19 protein-coding genes and 1 pseudogene are annotated in these 15,396 nt (G+C 59.9%); 9 read left to right on the top strand and 11 right to left on the bottom strand.

Features of this window, described 5'->3' with window-relative positions:
* Positions 1–104: 104 nt before the first annotated feature.
* A complete protein-coding gene (locus tag Q4610_RS18145) occupies positions 105–1,169 on the top strand; it encodes a TraM recognition domain-containing protein (protein WP_336622879.1) in 1,065 nt (354 codons plus the stop codon).
* A 23-nt stretch (positions 1,170–1,192) separates the two neighbouring features.
* Here the strand turns inward: Q4610_RS18145 and Q4610_RS18140 are convergent, their stop codons facing one another.
* The 3 genes from Q4610_RS18140 to Q4610_RS18130 all read right to left on the bottom strand — a co-directional run bounded on the left by Q4610_RS18140 (position 1,193) and on the right by Q4610_RS18130 (position 3,732).
* Positions 1,193–1,828, bottom strand: coding sequence for a hypothetical protein (locus Q4610_RS18140; protein WP_304537349.1), 636 nt, complete (start codon positions 1,826–1,828; stop codon positions 1,193–1,195).
* Positions 1,829–2,425: 597 nt separating this feature from the next.
* Entirely contained in the window at positions 2,426–2,728 is a 303-nt protein-coding gene (locus Q4610_RS18135; RefSeq protein WP_304537348.1) for an excalibur calcium-binding domain-containing protein, read from the bottom strand.
* A gap of 2 nt (positions 2,729–2,730) precedes the next feature.
* Positions 2,731–3,732, bottom strand: coding sequence for a S1/P1 nuclease (locus Q4610_RS18130; RefSeq protein ID WP_304537347.1), 1,002 nt, complete (start codon positions 3,730–3,732; stop codon positions 2,731–2,733).
* A gap of 306 nt (positions 3,733–4,038) precedes the next feature.
* Between Q4610_RS18130 and Q4610_RS18125 the strand changes: the two genes are divergently transcribed.
* The 4 genes from Q4610_RS18125 to Q4610_RS18110 all read left to right on the top strand — a co-directional run bounded on the left by Q4610_RS18125 (position 4,039) and on the right by Q4610_RS18110 (position 6,014).
* Positions 4,039–4,518 (top strand): helix-turn-helix domain-containing protein, encoded by a 480-nt coding sequence (locus Q4610_RS18125; protein WP_304537346.1) that lies wholly within the window; start codon positions 4,039–4,041, stop codon positions 4,516–4,518.
* Positions 4,519–4,578: 60 nt separating this feature from the next.
* Positions 4,579–4,938: a hypothetical protein gene (locus Q4610_RS18120; RefSeq protein WP_304537345.1), complete on the top strand. Its 360-nt coding sequence runs from the start codon at positions 4,579–4,581 to the stop codon at positions 4,936–4,938.
* A gap of 52 nt (positions 4,939–4,990) precedes the next feature.
* On the top strand, positions 4,991–5,443 hold the full coding sequence (locus Q4610_RS18115; protein WP_304537344.1) for a hypothetical protein: 453 nt from the start codon (positions 4,991–4,993) through the stop codon (positions 5,441–5,443).
* A gap of 64 nt (positions 5,444–5,507) precedes the next feature.
* Positions 5,508–6,014, top strand: coding sequence for a helix-turn-helix domain-containing protein (locus Q4610_RS18110; RefSeq protein WP_304537343.1), 507 nt, complete (start codon positions 5,508–5,510; stop codon positions 6,012–6,014).
* Here the strand turns inward: Q4610_RS18110 and Q4610_RS18105 are convergent.
* The 5 genes from Q4610_RS18105 to Q4610_RS21860 all read right to left on the bottom strand — a co-directional run bounded on the left by Q4610_RS18105 (position 6,011) and on the right by Q4610_RS21860 (position 9,850).
* Positions 6,011–6,193, bottom strand: a complete 183-nt coding sequence (locus tag Q4610_RS18105; protein WP_304537342.1) for a hypothetical protein — start codon at positions 6,191–6,193, stop codon at positions 6,011–6,013. The two genes, Q4610_RS18110 and Q4610_RS18105, sit on opposite strands and share 4 nt — an antisense overlap.
* 79 nt (positions 6,194–6,272) lie before the next feature.
* A complete protein-coding gene (locus Q4610_RS18100) occupies positions 6,273–6,938 on the bottom strand; it encodes a S24 family peptidase (RefSeq protein ID WP_304537341.1) in 666 nt (221 codons plus the stop codon).
* 55 nt (positions 6,939–6,993) lie between these two features.
* Positions 6,994–8,109, bottom strand: coding sequence for a hypothetical protein (locus tag Q4610_RS18095; RefSeq protein WP_304537340.1), 1,116 nt, complete (start codon positions 8,107–8,109; stop codon positions 6,994–6,996).
* Positions 8,110–8,257: 148 nt separating this feature from the next.
* Positions 8,258–9,034, bottom strand: coding sequence for a DUF1883 domain-containing protein (locus Q4610_RS18090; protein ID WP_304537339.1), 777 nt, complete (start codon positions 9,032–9,034; stop codon positions 8,258–8,260).
* 381 nt (positions 9,035–9,415) lie between these two features.
* Positions 9,416–9,850, bottom strand: a complete 435-nt coding sequence (locus Q4610_RS21860; protein ID WP_425262588.1) for a helix-turn-helix domain-containing protein — start codon at positions 9,848–9,850, stop codon at positions 9,416–9,418.
* Between the two features lie 4 nt (positions 9,851–9,854).
* Here Q4610_RS21860 and Q4610_RS18085 point away from each other — a divergent pair.
* From Q4610_RS18085 to Q4610_RS18070, 4 genes and pseudogenes are all read left to right on the top strand, one after another.
* Positions 9,855–10,340, top strand: a pseudogene (locus Q4610_RS18085) (magnesium chelatase subunit ChlI family protein); the annotation flags it as partial.
* Between the two features lie 428 nt (positions 10,341–10,768).
* A complete protein-coding gene (recF, locus tag Q4610_RS18080; protein WP_304537355.1) occupies positions 10,769–11,842 on the top strand; it encodes a DNA replication/repair protein RecF in 1,074 nt (357 codons plus the stop codon).
* A gap of 109 nt (positions 11,843–11,951) precedes the next feature.
* On the top strand, positions 11,952–12,485 hold the full coding sequence (locus tag Q4610_RS18075; protein ID WP_304537338.1) for a CHAP domain-containing protein: 534 nt from the start codon (positions 11,952–11,954) through the stop codon (positions 12,483–12,485).
* Between the two features lie 79 nt (positions 12,486–12,564).
* Positions 12,565–13,290: a CHAP domain-containing protein gene (locus Q4610_RS18070; RefSeq protein ID WP_304537337.1), complete on the top strand. Its 726-nt coding sequence runs from the start codon at positions 12,565–12,567 to the stop codon at positions 13,288–13,290.
* Between the two features lie 34 nt (positions 13,291–13,324).
* Here the strand turns inward: Q4610_RS18070 and Q4610_RS18065 are convergent, their stop codons facing one another.
* From Q4610_RS18065 to Q4610_RS18055, 3 genes are all read right to left on the bottom strand, one after another.
* Positions 13,325–13,600 carry a DUF3297 family protein gene (locus tag Q4610_RS18065; RefSeq protein ID WP_304537336.1) on the bottom strand — a complete coding sequence of 92 codons (276 nt, stop codon included), beginning with the start codon at positions 13,598–13,600 and terminating at the stop codon, positions 13,325–13,327.
* A gap of 99 nt (positions 13,601–13,699) precedes the next feature.
* Positions 13,700–14,017, bottom strand: a complete 318-nt coding sequence (locus tag Q4610_RS18060; RefSeq protein WP_304537335.1) for a hypothetical protein — start codon at positions 14,015–14,017, stop codon at positions 13,700–13,702.
* A gap of 112 nt (positions 14,018–14,129) precedes the next feature.
* Entirely contained in the window at positions 14,130–15,371 is a 1,242-nt protein-coding gene (locus Q4610_RS18055; RefSeq protein ID WP_304537334.1) for an SAM-dependent methyltransferase, read from the bottom strand.
* Between the last annotated feature and the right edge of the window lie 25 nt (positions 15,372–15,396).

The raw sequence follows: 15,396 nt of genomic DNA, 5'->3' as shown, positions 1-15,396 counted from the left end.
CGCTGTAGATCCCCACACCTCCCTGACTCGGCAGAAAGGCTTCAAGGTGGACGACTTTTACGCCGCCCGCAGCAGGACTATCCCGCCGCTACCGTGGTCGAATATTGCTCCGCCGTTCTCAATTGGCTCTGGCTCGGCAACGCCTCATCAAGGGCCAGCGCCATCCATGCTTTCTATATGCTGACGAAGCTCAGCACTTCGTTACGCCGTCGATGGCCTCACTCCTGACCGAAGGCCGGAAGTATGGGCTGGGATTGGTGTTGGCGCACCAGAATCTGCGGCAAATCCAAGGCAGTCCTGTCGAGGCCGCCCTTCTCGGCAATGCCTACAGCCGCATCCTCTTTCGCGTTGGTGATGATGACGCCAGGAAGCTGGCGGCGGGCTTGAGCTTTTTTGAGGCCCATGATCTCCAGGCGCTGGGTCGGGGTGAGGCGGTCGTGCGCTTGGGTAGCGCGGGGAACGATTGCAATCTGGCCACCCGCGCCTTGTCGGTTTTGGAGGCTGGCAAGGCAGAGGCGCGTTGTGACGCAGTGCGGGCGGCCTCACGGAAACGGTTTGCCGCGCCGATCGCGCGGATAGAGCCGCCCCAGCGCGACCATGAAATGTCAGTGGCTCCGCATCCATCCGATTTGCAGATCGCCGCTGTCCAGCCCGTGCAAATGCCGCGCGAGGTGAAGGCACGTCCAGCAGTTTTATCCCCGCCCACCCGTCCAGAACGTGAACACCTCTATCTCCAACACCTCATCGCCCGCTTGGGAGAAGAGCGGGGCTTCCGGGCGATCATGGAAGAGCCCGTGGGAGAAGGACGGGTGGATGTGTCGCTCCGACGCGATCCCCTAGCCATTGCCATTGAAGTGTCAGTGACGACCAGCGCGGATCATGAGGTGGAAAATGTCCGCAAATGCCTGACTGGGACATATTCCCATGTGGCGATAATTGTGCCTCATGCCCGGAAACGAGCAGCCATCGCCATGCGTGTCCAGCAGATATTTCCTAATGCCGGTGTGGCGATCATGGGACCGGATGAGATCGTGGCCTTTTTGGATCAGTTTGCGCCGTTGAAAACGGAAGAAAAAATGGTGCGAGGGTATAAGGTGAGAGTGAAGAGAAACGCGATTCCTCTAAATGACCGCAATGTAGCAACAATAGTTTCCAAGATAATTCTCTAATATTTTCCTCAATAAGGTCATTTCTACCATTCGTTTGGCGTGATCAGTAGAGTCTTTTGACCTGATCCCGACAGCATATGCAGCGCCATCATAATCCCATGAGATGAAATATTCTTGTGCTTGAGAATTTTACCATATTCCACCAAGGTTTCCTGATCTATCTGCCTAATATATGTCTTCTTGTTTTTGACAGATATTGAAGTACGATTACCTGCTATAACTGCAGTGAGGTATTGAGAAAGCCGTACCGCTATAGCAAGTGAAACAATCTCGTTCCCATAAAGAAGAAAATTTTCCGTCTCAAAAGAAAGCCGTTCTTCGCTATCAAGCCAATTTTTGTGATCGCCCAAGCTTGATATCGCACGAATTTCGCGAACTGGATTTATCCGTCGTAGCCAAAAGCACAAGTATGAACTCAGTTTAAACTGGTCTAAACTGATCGTGCCTTCAGGAAGATTTTGAGTCTTACCCCGGTCTACATCATGCCAAAAAATATCGTACGCTTGCACCAGGCGCTCACGTGAAAGTATAGGCACGCATTTGAAACTCTGGGCAATACTTCGATATTCGAGCGAGATGGCTGCAATGAACCAATCCAGGTTCAAAAGCTTACTAAAAACATCAGGTTGAAGTAGGCTATAATCGCTCTCGTCCGTCATATTTTACTCAAAAAAAGCCCCTCTGTAAAAACTATGAGGGGTAGAGATATCTATTCGAAATATTAGCGTCCAGTGCCTCGGATAAAATTCTTAACTTCATCCGGAACATCACGCTCAACCTTAAGTGAATTGGCTCGGTACTTAGGCAATCTCTCTGTCGGAGCCATACGCAGTAACGCAATTGCTGCGTCAGAAGGCGGTACCAATTTCGCCAATATGTCATCTATTTTTGACATGTTAATGACCTAAACTCAGATTTACATCGTGCAAATCTTCCTTGATATATTGTCTCATGAAATTCTGTCTTTGAGAATGTAGCTAATTTATGCATTAGAGGTGAAACATAAGGGTAACGACTCGAATCTGAGCGATTCACCGGATTAATTGCACGACTTGTCCCAAATTGCATAAGTGTCGCTGGCGCTGGTTGAAGCAATCCAGGCTCCGTGAGCTTCCTTGTTACAAGGCTTTGGCTCTTCCTCAGCCCCACCGACTGATCACCTCAGACCGATCCGGGAACAGCGCGGGGCAACACGACCATGAGCGGGCAGATGCGCGTCGCGGCGACTCAAAGGAAGGATGCCACCATATGCAATGCTATTCGCATCCCACCCCATCGCCATCCCGGTCCAAGTGCCTACCATAACCGGGATCGCCTACCCGCACCGGTGCCGCTCCGGCGGCCCGCGCGGCGGTGCAGTTGGCAAAGGCATGCCGCCCTCCAGACCCCATCAGACTTTGACGGGGAGTGGGAGGTGCAGACGCTTGCCGGTGGCAGTGATAGTCTCCGGTCTTCCGGTTGTTGTGGCACCCCTCGCTGTTCAGGCCGCCGGGATGCGCGGTAAGCGCCTCCGGCAACAGGGCGACCAGAAAGCCAAGGCAGAAAACGAACTTCCTCACCGCTATTGCCCCAAGGCCTCATTCAGCATGATTGCCAGCCGCTCCCCGGCAATGAGCACCTGCTGTTCAGAGATAGAGCCAGCAGCGGCACGATAGCTGCTCGTCGGGTAGTGTGGGCCTTTGCCATCGGTGATCGGAGGGGCATAGGCATACTTCTCGGCCAAAGCGGTGCTTTCGATCAGCCACGCCGAAGGCACGGCCCGAAGGTCGGTGCGCGCCACCACCCGACCCAGAAAGCTGCCGGGCGTCTCTGCCATATCGATCAGCTTGACGGCCTTCGTATGCGCGCCATTGTTGCTCGCACTGGTGCCAATGGCTTCGTCCCACAGGCCATGGAGCTTGTCCACGTAGCGGCCGGTGGTTTCACAGCGCGCCGGAGCCGGGCGGCACACGATTTCACTGTTGCCACCTCTGTCGCCATGCGGGAAAGCCTGGCTAAAGCGCGCAGTTGCATGAAGCGGTTGGTGAACATCGCCGATCAGATGGAGGAGCCAACTCAGATTGAAGGACTTGGCCTCATCAGAAAGGGCCACGTCTTTGAGGGTTGCGCTAAAGGCGACGATCTGAGTTTCCGCATTCGGTGAGAATGGTTCCTCCAAAGGCGTGCCATCAGTGGAGAACGGCAAATCCTTGAAGTGCCAATAGCGCCGCAAGCGGTGATCGGCGTAGCCGATATTCAAATCAGCAGTCGGATCGGGCGGTGTATAGCCATCGTCTCGGATACACTCCGGCTGATCGGAGCAGACCCGGCCCCGGAGATCGTCGGGCCAGGTTGCCGCCTGCATAAAGGCCACGCGGGCGCGGGCATCCGGGGCGCTCCCACTCACCCACGTCGCATAGTCCGGGTTGAGGCGGAGGAGTTCGGCTGCACGCTGACGCGCCTTCGGACTCATTTTCTCCCAAGCGACCGCCGCGACCACCATGTGACCGCGTGCGTTCCACGCGCTGGCGGGAGCCGCTAAGCTCAGCATGGCGGTGAGTACCAGAAGCCAGATTCGTCTCATGGATATGCCCTTCCGAACAGAGGGTACTCATTTGGCACCGGCTCTCCAACGAGAGACTACCTTCTCCATCCATTTTGGACGGATTTCGCAACAATCGCAGTACTGGCTCCTACCTGCCTTTGGCGGAAAAACGACCATATATATCGTTAACGTAACGCTCACCGCGATTGCACGAATCCCACAGGTCTGGATATATCTGGAGAAGCCAGCGGGTCGGGGGGCCGAGACTGGCGCGAGGAGAGCATGTCGCAGCCAGCCCCCAGAAGGTGCATTGCGAGCATGTGTAGACACGCGGAATGATTGCCGATGGGTGAACTGAGTTTGGCCCCCGTGGAACGGCTATCGGACAGGCAGCGGGAATGCCTGCGGCTGGTCTACCAACGCTTCACGTCCAAGGAAATCGGCCTCAAACTGGAGGTCGCGCCCGATACCGTCGATCAACATATCAAACGAGCCATGCGCACGCTCGGGACGGGATCGCGCGCCGAGGCCGCGCGCCTCGTCTTTGTGCATGACCAGGGGGATACCCAACTGCTGGGAACCCAATCGGAAACCATTGCCCTCACCCCACCGAACACCGCACAAGGCGTTCAGAACGAAGGCTCACTCGGTCACTTGAAGCGGCTCTTCGTTCTGCCGCCCATCGGAGGACCCAATGAGCATCTCACAGCCGGTAAGACCCTCAGGCTCATCGCCCAACTGGCGCTGCTTCTTGGGGTGGCAACCGCGATCGTCGTGGTGATGTTCTTCTGGGTTATGGAACACCTCGTCGAGCTGTCCCGCTAACCGATACATAACTGTCAAACATGGAGCGCTGGCGGAGACGCGGGCGCTGGAGGGAACACTATGTCCAAAGCACAAGATACCCGCCTGAACCTTGATCGGAACGACTGTCAGGCGATCGCGACGGGCCTCCAAGAAGGCTATGCCAAGTTCGATGACGCGCTGGCGCACACGCTCCGCTTGGGCGCATCCCTCATCGAAACCAGCCAAGCGATCGGCCTCGATCCGATGTCGAGCCAGAAGCTCTATACGAGCCTTTCCGACTGTGCGGCGCACATGCTCCGGGGCCGGGAGAATTTTGTGACGGCGCACCAGCAGGCCCACAAGATTCGGATGCGTTCGACAGCCGCTGACGTGCATCTCTGGGGCTGCACCGGCCCTATGGGTGTCATTGAGGCGGCACCGGAAGCGGTGGCTGCGTAAAAGAAGGGCTTGACGGGTGACGTCAGCATTGGTTCGGCCTGCATCTATGGCAATGGCAGCCGTCTTTCTCTCCCTCGTGCTCCTGAGCAGTGTCTTTTCGGCACTTTTCGGGGGCATGGCCGGACGCTGGACAGCGTTTTTCGCGGTGCTGACGACGCTCATGGGGGTTGGGGTGTCCTTCGTCTATCCCACCTTCGCGACCGTTTCGGTACTGCGGATCGCCATCGACATTATATTCATGGTGGCCCTCGTTTGGCTGGCCGTAGCCTTCCGATGCTGGTGGCTGATCTGGATGGCGGCGTTCCAAATTAATGGCACCGCCGCCCACTTCGCCGCGCTCCTCAGTTCGGTTCACGTGAAGCCCGTCTACTATTTCCTCACGACCGTCTGGGGTATCCCCATCCTTGTCGTGTGGGTGTTCGGGATTGCGAAGGATCGGGGCTGGCGCTTGAACCCGGTTGCTCACCTGACGCGGATCGTCGGCCAGCTTCGCGACCGGACCTGAATTTTCGCCGTCTTCCTCATTTATGCTGTGTCTTTCGACATGGCATTGCCTTTGGAGATCGATCATGAAGCTGATCGAATGGCCTGTCGGCGCGTCACCCTCCCCAGAGTGGGGCGACATCCGAGCGGCGATCATCAATCTCTGCGCGACGCTGGGCCTCCGCCTAACGGATGCGCGAGACGTTTGCCCGCCACAAGGTTCCGGTGCTCCGCCGCTTCCGCTTGACCCCCTCGCGGTGGCACAGGCATGGGCAGAAGCCATTGCCGATCAGGCAGCCATTTTTGGGCCGGACCTGTGCGTCAATGGGTCTTGGAATATGCTGCTCGACCTTTACATTAGTGGGCGTCAGAAGCGTCGCATATCCGTTTCCAGTCTCTGCATTGCGTCGGGCGTCCCGCCGACAACAGCGCTGCGCCACATGATGCTGTTGGAAGCCCAAGGCTTGATCGAACGAATGCCTGACCGCGTTGATCTCAGGCGGCGCTATGTGGACCTGACAACAGCCGGTCGCGAAAAGGTCGAACGTATCCTGATCGCCGCTGGTCGCAGAACACGGCCCGCCAGTGGTTAAGCGGCTTGAGCCTGATCAAGCAAATCACGCGCGTGCTGGAGGTGATTGGCCGCCATCATAAGTTGCTGCGCAAATTCGGTGGGCGCTTCGGCCATTATCATGTCGAGGCGATCGAGCACCCGTTGGGTGAGTTCCGCGCAGTCCTCGGCTCCGCTCAGGTCGAAATTGTCGTGATCCATTGGGGTTCCGATTCGCCAAAGCGCATGTGTAGCGCACAGCCTCGCCCCCGGCTATCGCACTAATTCGTATAGAAAGTGCTCATATCGTTCGTCCGGTCCAGACAATCCGACCGACAATGGCGACGAGGGCAGGGTCAACGTCCATCCAGTCGGGGTAATGTGGGTTGTCGCTCAGGAGGCTGAAATGTCCTCGGAGTGGTCCTAGCGTTATTCGCTTCACCATGAGAACCCCATCAAGGCGGAGGACATACAGGCCGTCGCGCAGGCGATCGGCGGCATCCATATGATCGACCATGATCTCGTCGCCGTTTCTGAGGGTCGGGGCCATCGATTCGCCATCGACCTGAATGATCGACGCACTTTCTGCTTTGACCCCGATCTTGCGGAGCCATGCCGCATCAAATAGCATGAGGCCTACCGGCTGCTCGTCAGCATCGAAGGAACCTGCCCCGGCTGATGCACCGAGCGCTAGGCGAGGCACCGAGACCACCAGTGGCAAGCGGTGCGGGGTTTCTTGTGCGGGAGCGGCTGGGCTTCCGCCTAGAAGCTCCTCGGCGATACCGAAATATCGGGCGAGGATATGGCGGTCGCCTTCTTCCAGTTTCCGGGGCGTGCCGCGTTTGATGAACTGCTGGATGTAGGCGGGATTGCGGCCCAGAAGTTTGGAGAGGCTGGCGTAGTTGTCGCCACGTGCGGCAATCAGCCGTGCCAGGATTGTGCGAGGGGCAGTGGGAGATTGCTCCATTCTGGCATAGCTTCCACGAACAGGCAGAGAAGGGCGCGCAGTATACGTAGTCCAGCTACGCGAGCATCACAAATGCCAGCACATCGCGCGCGGCCAATTCCATCGACCGGCACTCGGCGGCGTCGGCTTCGTATTGACGCAGACGCTTAACATGAATGTTTGCGACGATCTTCATCTGCTTCGATGTGGCCTCATCTCCAAGCAAAGGTTTGAAATTCTGCCAAATAGGCCCGATTGACTGCAATGTTTTGTGTTTCAACGGATTTCCGGCTGGGTAATCCCCCCAATCGCGAGCGACCTCGTAACCCTTGGCTGGATTGCCCTTCATACGCACATAGATACTGAACTTTCCAAGAAGTGCGTAGTCGCCTATATACAAGGATTTTCCTTTTGTAATCGGAAGAAGCTGCGCATAGGTTGAATTGTAGGTTAGAGTATTTTCTGTAAATGCCCGTGAAAATTGTTCAACCGATTGCTTGATCTCCACAGCAATATCTTGCCGAAATTTTGCGATCGAGACCCCTTCTATCCCAGCCGCACGCTGGATGAGCAGCAGTGTTGCATATGCTTGGCCCAAGAAGATAAAGGCATCATCACCCCACGCTTCGAGCTTCCATGCAGATTGGCTGACCTGAACGCACAATCTGTTCAGTTCTTGACGATCTAAATCGCTGATAATCGAAGGAGAGACGGGTACTTCTGGATTGTGGGCATATTTGTATAGGATGTTGAGGGCAGTTACATGGCACGCCTTGATCTCCAATCTAAGCTGGGCCGCATATTGTTCCTCTAAAAGGCGCTTGATTATCGAGGGAAGGCGCGTCACTTGGAGCGTTAAAGCATCGAGTTTTGTATTGATTTCTTTAAGTTGGCCGATGATATGGGCGAGTTGATCGCTGGTCTGAGACTGCCAATTTGCTGTGTTGATCGCTCCAGCAATTGACAGGAGAGTAGTTGCGGCTTTAACATAAGGATGATTGCTAGCCGTTTCGAGCAGGACCGACAGAGGCGTTCCTTCGGTCGCAGTTATATCTCCGCCTGAATTAGCTATGGTTTCTACGCCCTGTGCGAGCGCCAAACTCTTTGAAACAAAAAATGTAGCAGCCACGCCACCAGCAAGCAGATGGCGACGTGTTAAGTCGTGTCTTGGGATTCCTTGCATTTTTTCCATTTTACATCCCCGCCCACGCACCGTTGCAATATAGAATCGCAAGCGCTTATCTCAAAGATAATGCAGTAAACTCTAACTACCAGTCTTTGAACCGGCAACGGGGAAGCTAATCCAATTTGGAATACGAGCTTCGATATGATGCGCTCGATTAAGTTTCTCCCTGGATAAGGTCGATAATCTCGGCCGCTATCTCATCAAGGGTATAGCTGGCGGTGTTGCGAGCTACCTTGTCCGCCAACGAGGGGCTGTAGTCGAGGACTTCCTGTTTGGTGATGCCGTGCCATATCGGGAGCATCGCCTGTTCGCCATTCACTGATCGCGATACGATTCCGTCCAATTCATAATTCGTCCACCCCTTCTTAATGAAGGCGCGTGAAAGCACGACGATGCCAAATCGGCTATTGGCAAGGCCTGCATCGATCTTCTGTCGGAGGCTGTCACCGATCTTCAAGGCGAACTCGTCATACCACACGTCAAGGCCGCCCGCCTGTAGGGCAGCGGCCAGTGGTCGCACTACTTCGTCCTTGTCCTCCGAAGCATGGGAGATGAACACGTCATGCACGCGCTCGTCACGAGCGTGACCGGGCGGTAGCTCATCCGGTTGGCGAATCAGGGACGGCACTTCGGCCAACGGTCGTTCGCTTAGGGTGGGGAGCGGGCCGGGTAGCACGCGCACGCTTGAGCGCACGTTGCCGCGCAATCCTTGCATGTCTACCGTCACATGCCAGTGTCCATTGTTGGGAATCTGAAGGCGCACGGGTGAACGCTTGGCTAACCCACCATAGAAGCGGTGTTGGCGACCATTACGGTAGCTAGAGAGGTTCGAGCTATCCATAAGGCGGACATTCGCGGCGCTACCCGAAAGGGTCACTTCGACAATTTCGCCGCGTTGCCGATTCCCAAGATCGTGATGAATGAACTGCATCTGCGTCTCCAAATGTTGAGAACAGATAGCGAACTATTCTGAGAATTTGAAGGGCGAACTTAATGCCAGCGAAACAACGTTCCGGTGGTCACTGTTTCTATCGGCATAGATCAATGGAGATGTAAGCGGGGCGCGTGCCAGTGGTAGGCAGTATCAGGACAGTCGTGTGGCAAACGCGCGTTGTGCGTCTTGGAACAGACAGATATGCTCTTCCTGACTCTGTCGCTTTGTTGTCGCGGCGGGCGGCAGGGTCGCCCTGTTGGAGGCGGGCGTAATTTTTAGGTGCACGGCCTATTGGCTTTCGTGCCACCGGAAATACAGGCGGCGTCCAGGCTGACACAGAAAGCGGCGATCCTTCCATTGAAGGGTCGCCGCTCAGTCTCACATTTCTTCGCTTTCTGGGGGCGTCGTACAGAGGAACGCTGAGAGTTTTCCCCGTTCCCTCGGTTGATGTTGTCTCCCCGTTTCCCACCGCCTCCACGTACCTTCATCGACGCCAATCGCCAACGCTGCCCTCCGCATTGACCGTCCTCGCCTACGCCGTTCTGCCAGCAGTTGCTCGGCTAGCGTTTGCGGTTCCGGCCAAGGCTCAAAACCGAGGAACTGAATAATCCGGGGATACATTCGGACTTCCGGTTCCTTGCCTTGTTCCCAATCCAGCACGGACGTATGGCTGACGCCCATGAGCACGGCCACCTCTCGCTGGAACAGGCCGCGTTCTCGCCGGACACGGCGGAGCGAGGCCGCAAGGGTTATACTTTCGTCATCAACCGCCGAGGGTTTGGTGGCTTTCAGTGTGATCCGGCGGAATGGCAAAAAGGCAATGCGGCCATGCCGCTGCGGGCATCTGGGCGATCCGGCGCTGGCCTGCTCGCGCGCGCCGCGTTGTGCGGCGGACTATCAGGCCAAGGTGTCGGGGCCGCTGCTCGATCGCATCGACCTGCATGTCGAGGTGCAGGCGGTGACGGCGGCCGACCTGGTGCTGCCGCCCCCCGCCGAAGGATCGGCCGAGGTCGCGGCGCGGGTCGCGGCGGCGCGCAGCGTTCAGACGGCGCGCTATGCCGGGTCGCCGACGCGCACCAATGCCGAGGTGGATGGCGCGCGGCTGGAGGAGGTCGCCGGGCCGGACGAGGCGGGGCGGCACTTGCTGGCGCAGGCGGCCGCGGCGATGAAACTGTCTGCGCGCGGCTATACCCGCGTGCTGCGCGTGGCGCGGACGATCGCCGACCTGGCGGGCGCGGAGCGGGTCGGGCGGGTGCATGTGGCAGAAGCGCTGAGTTACAGGCGAAGGGCGCCGGTGAATTGACGGGACGCTCGTGACTGGAAGCGAGAGCCCACCGTCGCTTTCCTATCCACTTCCCGTCCCTGCCCACGGCGCGTCCCACTTCCAGAAGGGCCTTTCCTAATAGGATTTCGCCTGATCTGCCCTGTGCGATGGAACCGCCATTCTCCGCCTCGCCTGTCCTGCGCGCACGGCGCTCCGCCGCCCCTATATGGCGAAGGCGGCGCGTCCCCTGCGCGTCCGTGGCGCGTGGCTGTGACCATGGCGATACCTTGGTGATGCGTCGCGATGACCTGACCGCTGCGCGGGTGACGCGCGCACGCCCCGCAACGCCCCGGAAAGCCGCAGAAATGCGTCGCGCACAAAATCCCTGCAACGGTGTGAACTTCGATGGGCGGATGCCGGTGCGAACGGACCTATCTTCCGCGCCGGCTCCCCGCTACAGCCGGGCGATGATCGGCCGCCTGACCCTGAGCGATTTCCGCAACCATGCGGATGCGCTGATCCTGCCCGACCATCTTTTCATCCTGCTGACCGGCGACAATGGCGCGGGCAAGACCAATATCCTGGAAGCGGTGTCGATGCTGGCCCCCGGACGCGGCCTGCGCGGCGCGGCGCTGGGCGCGATGGCGCGGCAGGGCGGGCCGGGCGGCTTTGGCATCGCGGCGGAAGTGGATGGCGTGGTGCTGGGCACCGGCGTCACCGCCGCCAGCCCGGACCGGCGGCAGGTGCGGATCGGCGGGGTCGCGTCGTCCGCCAATGCGCTGGCCGATCATCTCGCGATCGTCTGGCTGACCCCGGCGATGGACCGGCTGTTCCTCGACAGTCCGGGTGGGCGGCGGCGCTTTCTCGACCGGCTGACCCTGGCGCTGCATCCCGCCCACGCCGCGCACAGCGCCCGCTATGATGCGGCGATGCGCGCGCGCAACCGGCTGCTTGCCGACTCCCGCCGCGCCGACCCGGCCTGGCTGTCGGCGCTGGAGGCGCAGATGGGCGACCATGGCGCGGCGCTGGCCGGCGCGCGGGCCGATCTGGTGGCCCGGCTGAATGACGCGCTCGCCGGCCAGCCCGACGAACCCTTCGCCCGGCCGCTGATCGCGATCGAGGGCGGGGAGGATGGCGGCGACGAACCCTTCGTCCTTCGTCTGGCGCGGGCGCGGCGGCGCGATGCGGCGGCGGGGCGCACCCTGTCCGGCCCGCATCGCCACGACCTGGCCGTCACCCATATCGCCAAGGGGCAGGCCGCCGCGCTCTGTTCGACCGGGGAGCAGAAGGCGCTGCTGCTCTCGATTCTCCTCGCCCATGCCGCGCTGGTGGCGGACATGCGCGGCCAGCCGCCGGTGCTGCTGCTCGACGAAGTGGCGGCGCATCTCGACCCGTCGCGCCGCAGCGCCTTATTCCAACGTTTGCGGGAAACCGGGGGGCAGGTCTGGATGACGGGCACCGAATCCAGCCTTTTCAACGATCTGGATGATGCGACCCGATTGACCGTAACCGCAGGCCACGTCTTTCGTTCCGCAACATAACGCACCACCGAAACGACTCGTCGCCCGGCGCTTGTCGCTTCGTCCGCGCTCTGCCCTAAAGACGCTCAACGAGGTTCAAGCCTACACAATAAGTCGGGGTCGCAATCACATGGTCGCTGGTTTTCGCGCGTTTTTTGCGACATTCCTTGTTGCGCTTGCTACCCTGATCACTGTTCCCGCCGCCGCCGGCACGCTGCAATGCGCGCCCTTCGCCCGGCAGGTTTCCGGCATCGACATTCACGGCAACGCCAATAGCTGGTGGGGCCAGGCCGAAGGCCGCTATGACCGGGGCCATGAACCCCGTGTCGGCGCGGTCCTCGCCTTCGCCGCCAGCCGGTCCATGCCGGTCGGCCATGTCGCCATGGTCAGCAAGGTGGTCAGCGACCGCGAAGTGCTGCTGACCCACGCCAACTGGTCCTATCGCGGCGGCATCGAACGCGATGTCCGCGCCATCGACGTGTCGGCCAATAATGACTGGACCGACGTGCGCGTCTGGTACGGCCCGATCGGTGGCCTCGGCCTGCGCTCCAATCCGGCCAAGGGCTTCATCTACGCCAGCGCGCCCAAGGCAGCCGAACCGATGCCCGTGCGCATTGCATCGGCCGAAACCAGTGGCGGCGCGGCGCTCCGCACGGCCTTCTAATCCTTTAACCTTTCCCAAAGAATCCGGGGTTTAGGGTCGTCCTTGGTGGGGCGATTCTTGACTTTTCGGGATCGCATAGATGAATCGAACGATGCGCTGGGCGGCGATGGTGCTGCTGTCCGGTCTGACGGCGACGCCCGGCTTTGGCGCGGCGGTGTTGCAATGTGTCCCCTACGCCCGGACGGTGTCGGGGGTGGAGATACGCGGCGACGCGCTCAACTGGTGGGACCAGGCGGAAGGGCAGTATAAGCGCGGGCACTCGCCCAGAAAGGGCGCGGTGCTCGCCTTCCGGGCCTATGGCCCGATGACGCTGGGCCATGTCGCCGTGGTCAGCAGGGTGCTGGACGACCGCCGCGTGCTGATCCGCCACGCCAACTGGTCCGCGCCCGGCGCGATCGAGGAGGATGTGCTGGCCATCGACGTGTCGGAAGAGGGCGACTGGAGCCAGGTCCGCGTCTGGCACAGCCCGACCGGCCAGATGGGCGCACGCACCAACCCGACCTACGGCTTCATCTATCCGGCCAAGGCAAAGCTGCACGATTTCGTGCCCGATCCCGCCTTGGGGACGAGCGTGCGCTTCGCAAAGCTGGACAAGGCGATGTGGGATGAGCGGCCTGCGCTCGCCACGCCGGTATCGCCGCGCGGCCTGATGATGGTGCAGGCGCGCCCGGCAAAGGCGGCGCGCACCGCCGTGCCCAGGCTGGAAACGGACATGCGGGTCATCGCCTATGCCGACAATAGGCCGATCCGGCGGTCGCTCAGCGCAATCATCGCCGATGTCCGGCGCGAGGCTGTGCTGAACTGAAAAGGGGCGCCCATGGCGCCCCTTCATCTATCGGTCACTCCGAATCGGCTGGCTTTTCTTCGCTGCTTTCGGCCGGATTTTCAAACCAGGCTTCGACCGCGCCGGTCAATTTTATGGTCAGCGGGTTGCCATGGCGGTCGCGGCTCTTGCCGGCGGCGACGCGAATCCAGCCTTCCGAAATCGAATATTCCTCCACATCCTTGCGCTCGCGGCCCTTGAAGCGGATGCCGATGCCACGCTGAAGCGCCTCCATGTCGAAATGAGGGCTTTTGGGGTTGGTGGAGAGATGGTCGGGGGGCGTGTCGCTCATGATCAAATTCCTTGAAATGCTGCGTCGCGCCTAGCGTCTGGCCCTGCCCTGCGTCAACATGCGACCCGCCCATGGCCCTGGACGGGTCGCACGCCATGTTCAGCGACAGATGCGCACGCGCACGTCGCGGTCACGATAATAATCGTAGCGCCATTCAGTCCAGCAGCGCGTCCGATAGCGATAATGGGCGCGGTTATACCCCCGATAGCCGCGCCAGTCGCGCCGGTCGCCGCGCCAGTGCCTGCGATCGTCCCAGCGCCGATTATCCCAGCGGCGATCATCCCAGCGCCCATCGCGCCCGTCGCGCCAGCCATGGTGGCCGCCGCCATAATATTGCGCCTGGGCCGGGACCGTCGCCGCGCCCAGGCCAGCGACGGTCAGGCTCAATGCCGCCGCGCCCTTCCAAAACAGGTTCATGCCTTGTCTCTCCTCATCGATCCCGCACAGCACAGGCGGGAGCATGAGGGAGACAATGCGCGCGGCTGACTGAACCGTCCGCGAACATGGTCGTCAGCGACGGTTCAGGCTGTCACCGCCCGCGCAGCGCCGCTTCGGTTTCCAGCATATAGTCTCGGGTGATGGGCAGGCTGCGACGATTGCGGACATATTGGACCTGATAATTGACCATGCCGCCATGTTCGAACACCGTCGCCGCGCCGGCCAGGTAGAAGGTCCAGAGGCGGAAGAAGCGCTCGTCATACAGCGCGACGATATCCGCCTTGTGTGCCATGGTGCGCTTGTACCATTCGCGGATGGTCAGGCCGTAATGCATGCGCAGCACCTCGACATCCGTGACCATCAGGCGCGTGCCCTCGCTGCCCTGGATCATTTCCGACAGCGCCGGGATGTAACCGCCGGGGAAAATATATTTCTGGGTAAAGGCATCGGTCGTGCCCGGCCCCTCGACCCGGCCGATCGTGTGGATCAGCATTACCCCGTCGGGCGTCAGCAGGTCGCGGCACTTGGTGTAGAAGGTGCGATAATGGGCGGTGCCGACATGTTCGAACATGCCGACCGACACGATCCGGTCGAACGGCCCGGCCATGTCGCGATAATCGATCAGTTCGAAGCGGACATGGTCGGCGACGCCAGCGTCCGCCGCCCGCTGGCGCGCGACCTTGAGCTGTTCTTCCGACAAAGTGATGCCGGTCACGTCCACGCCGCAGGTGCGGTGCAGATACAGCGCCATGCCCCCCCAGCCGCAGCCGATGTCCAGCACCTTCATGCCCGGCTTCAGGTGCAGCTTGGCGGCGATATGCGCCTTCTTGTCCTCCTGCGCCTGCTCCAGGCCGATCCCGGCCGCATTGTCGGCATCGGGATAATAAGCGCAGCTATATTGGCGGTCGCGATCGAGGAACAGGGCGTAGAGCGCGCCCGACAGGTCGTAATGATGGGCGACATTGGCCTTCGACCGCGCCTTGTGGTTGATCCGCCAGAGCTTTTGCCGGGCCGATTTGAAGCTGCGACTAAGGATGCCCTTGGCATCGATCGACTTGCCGCTTTCCCATGGATTGTTGGCGCGGATCATCGACAGGAATTCGATGATGCCGCCGCCTTCTATGCCGACGCGGCCATCGATCCACGCTTCCGCCATGCCCAGGCGCGGGTCGCGGATGATGTCGAAGGGCACGCGCCCGTCCTTGAACCGCAACGCCAGGTCGGGGAAGGCGGGGTCGGGCTGGCCGACGGTGAAGCTGCCGCCATTATGATAGTGGATCGTCAGTTGGCCGCGCGTGACCAACCGCTTGATAACACGTTCAAACAGTTTCATGCCGCTACCTTGTCATGTCGGCGTG

Source organism: Sphingobium cyanobacteriorum, from assembly GCF_030580935.1.
GTDB classification, from domain to species: domain Bacteria; phylum Pseudomonadota; class Alphaproteobacteria; order Sphingomonadales; family Sphingomonadaceae; genus Sphingobium; species Sphingobium cyanobacteriorum.
Note: the sequence above shows the minus strand (reverse complement) of the source record. Positions and strands in the feature narration are given on the sequence as shown.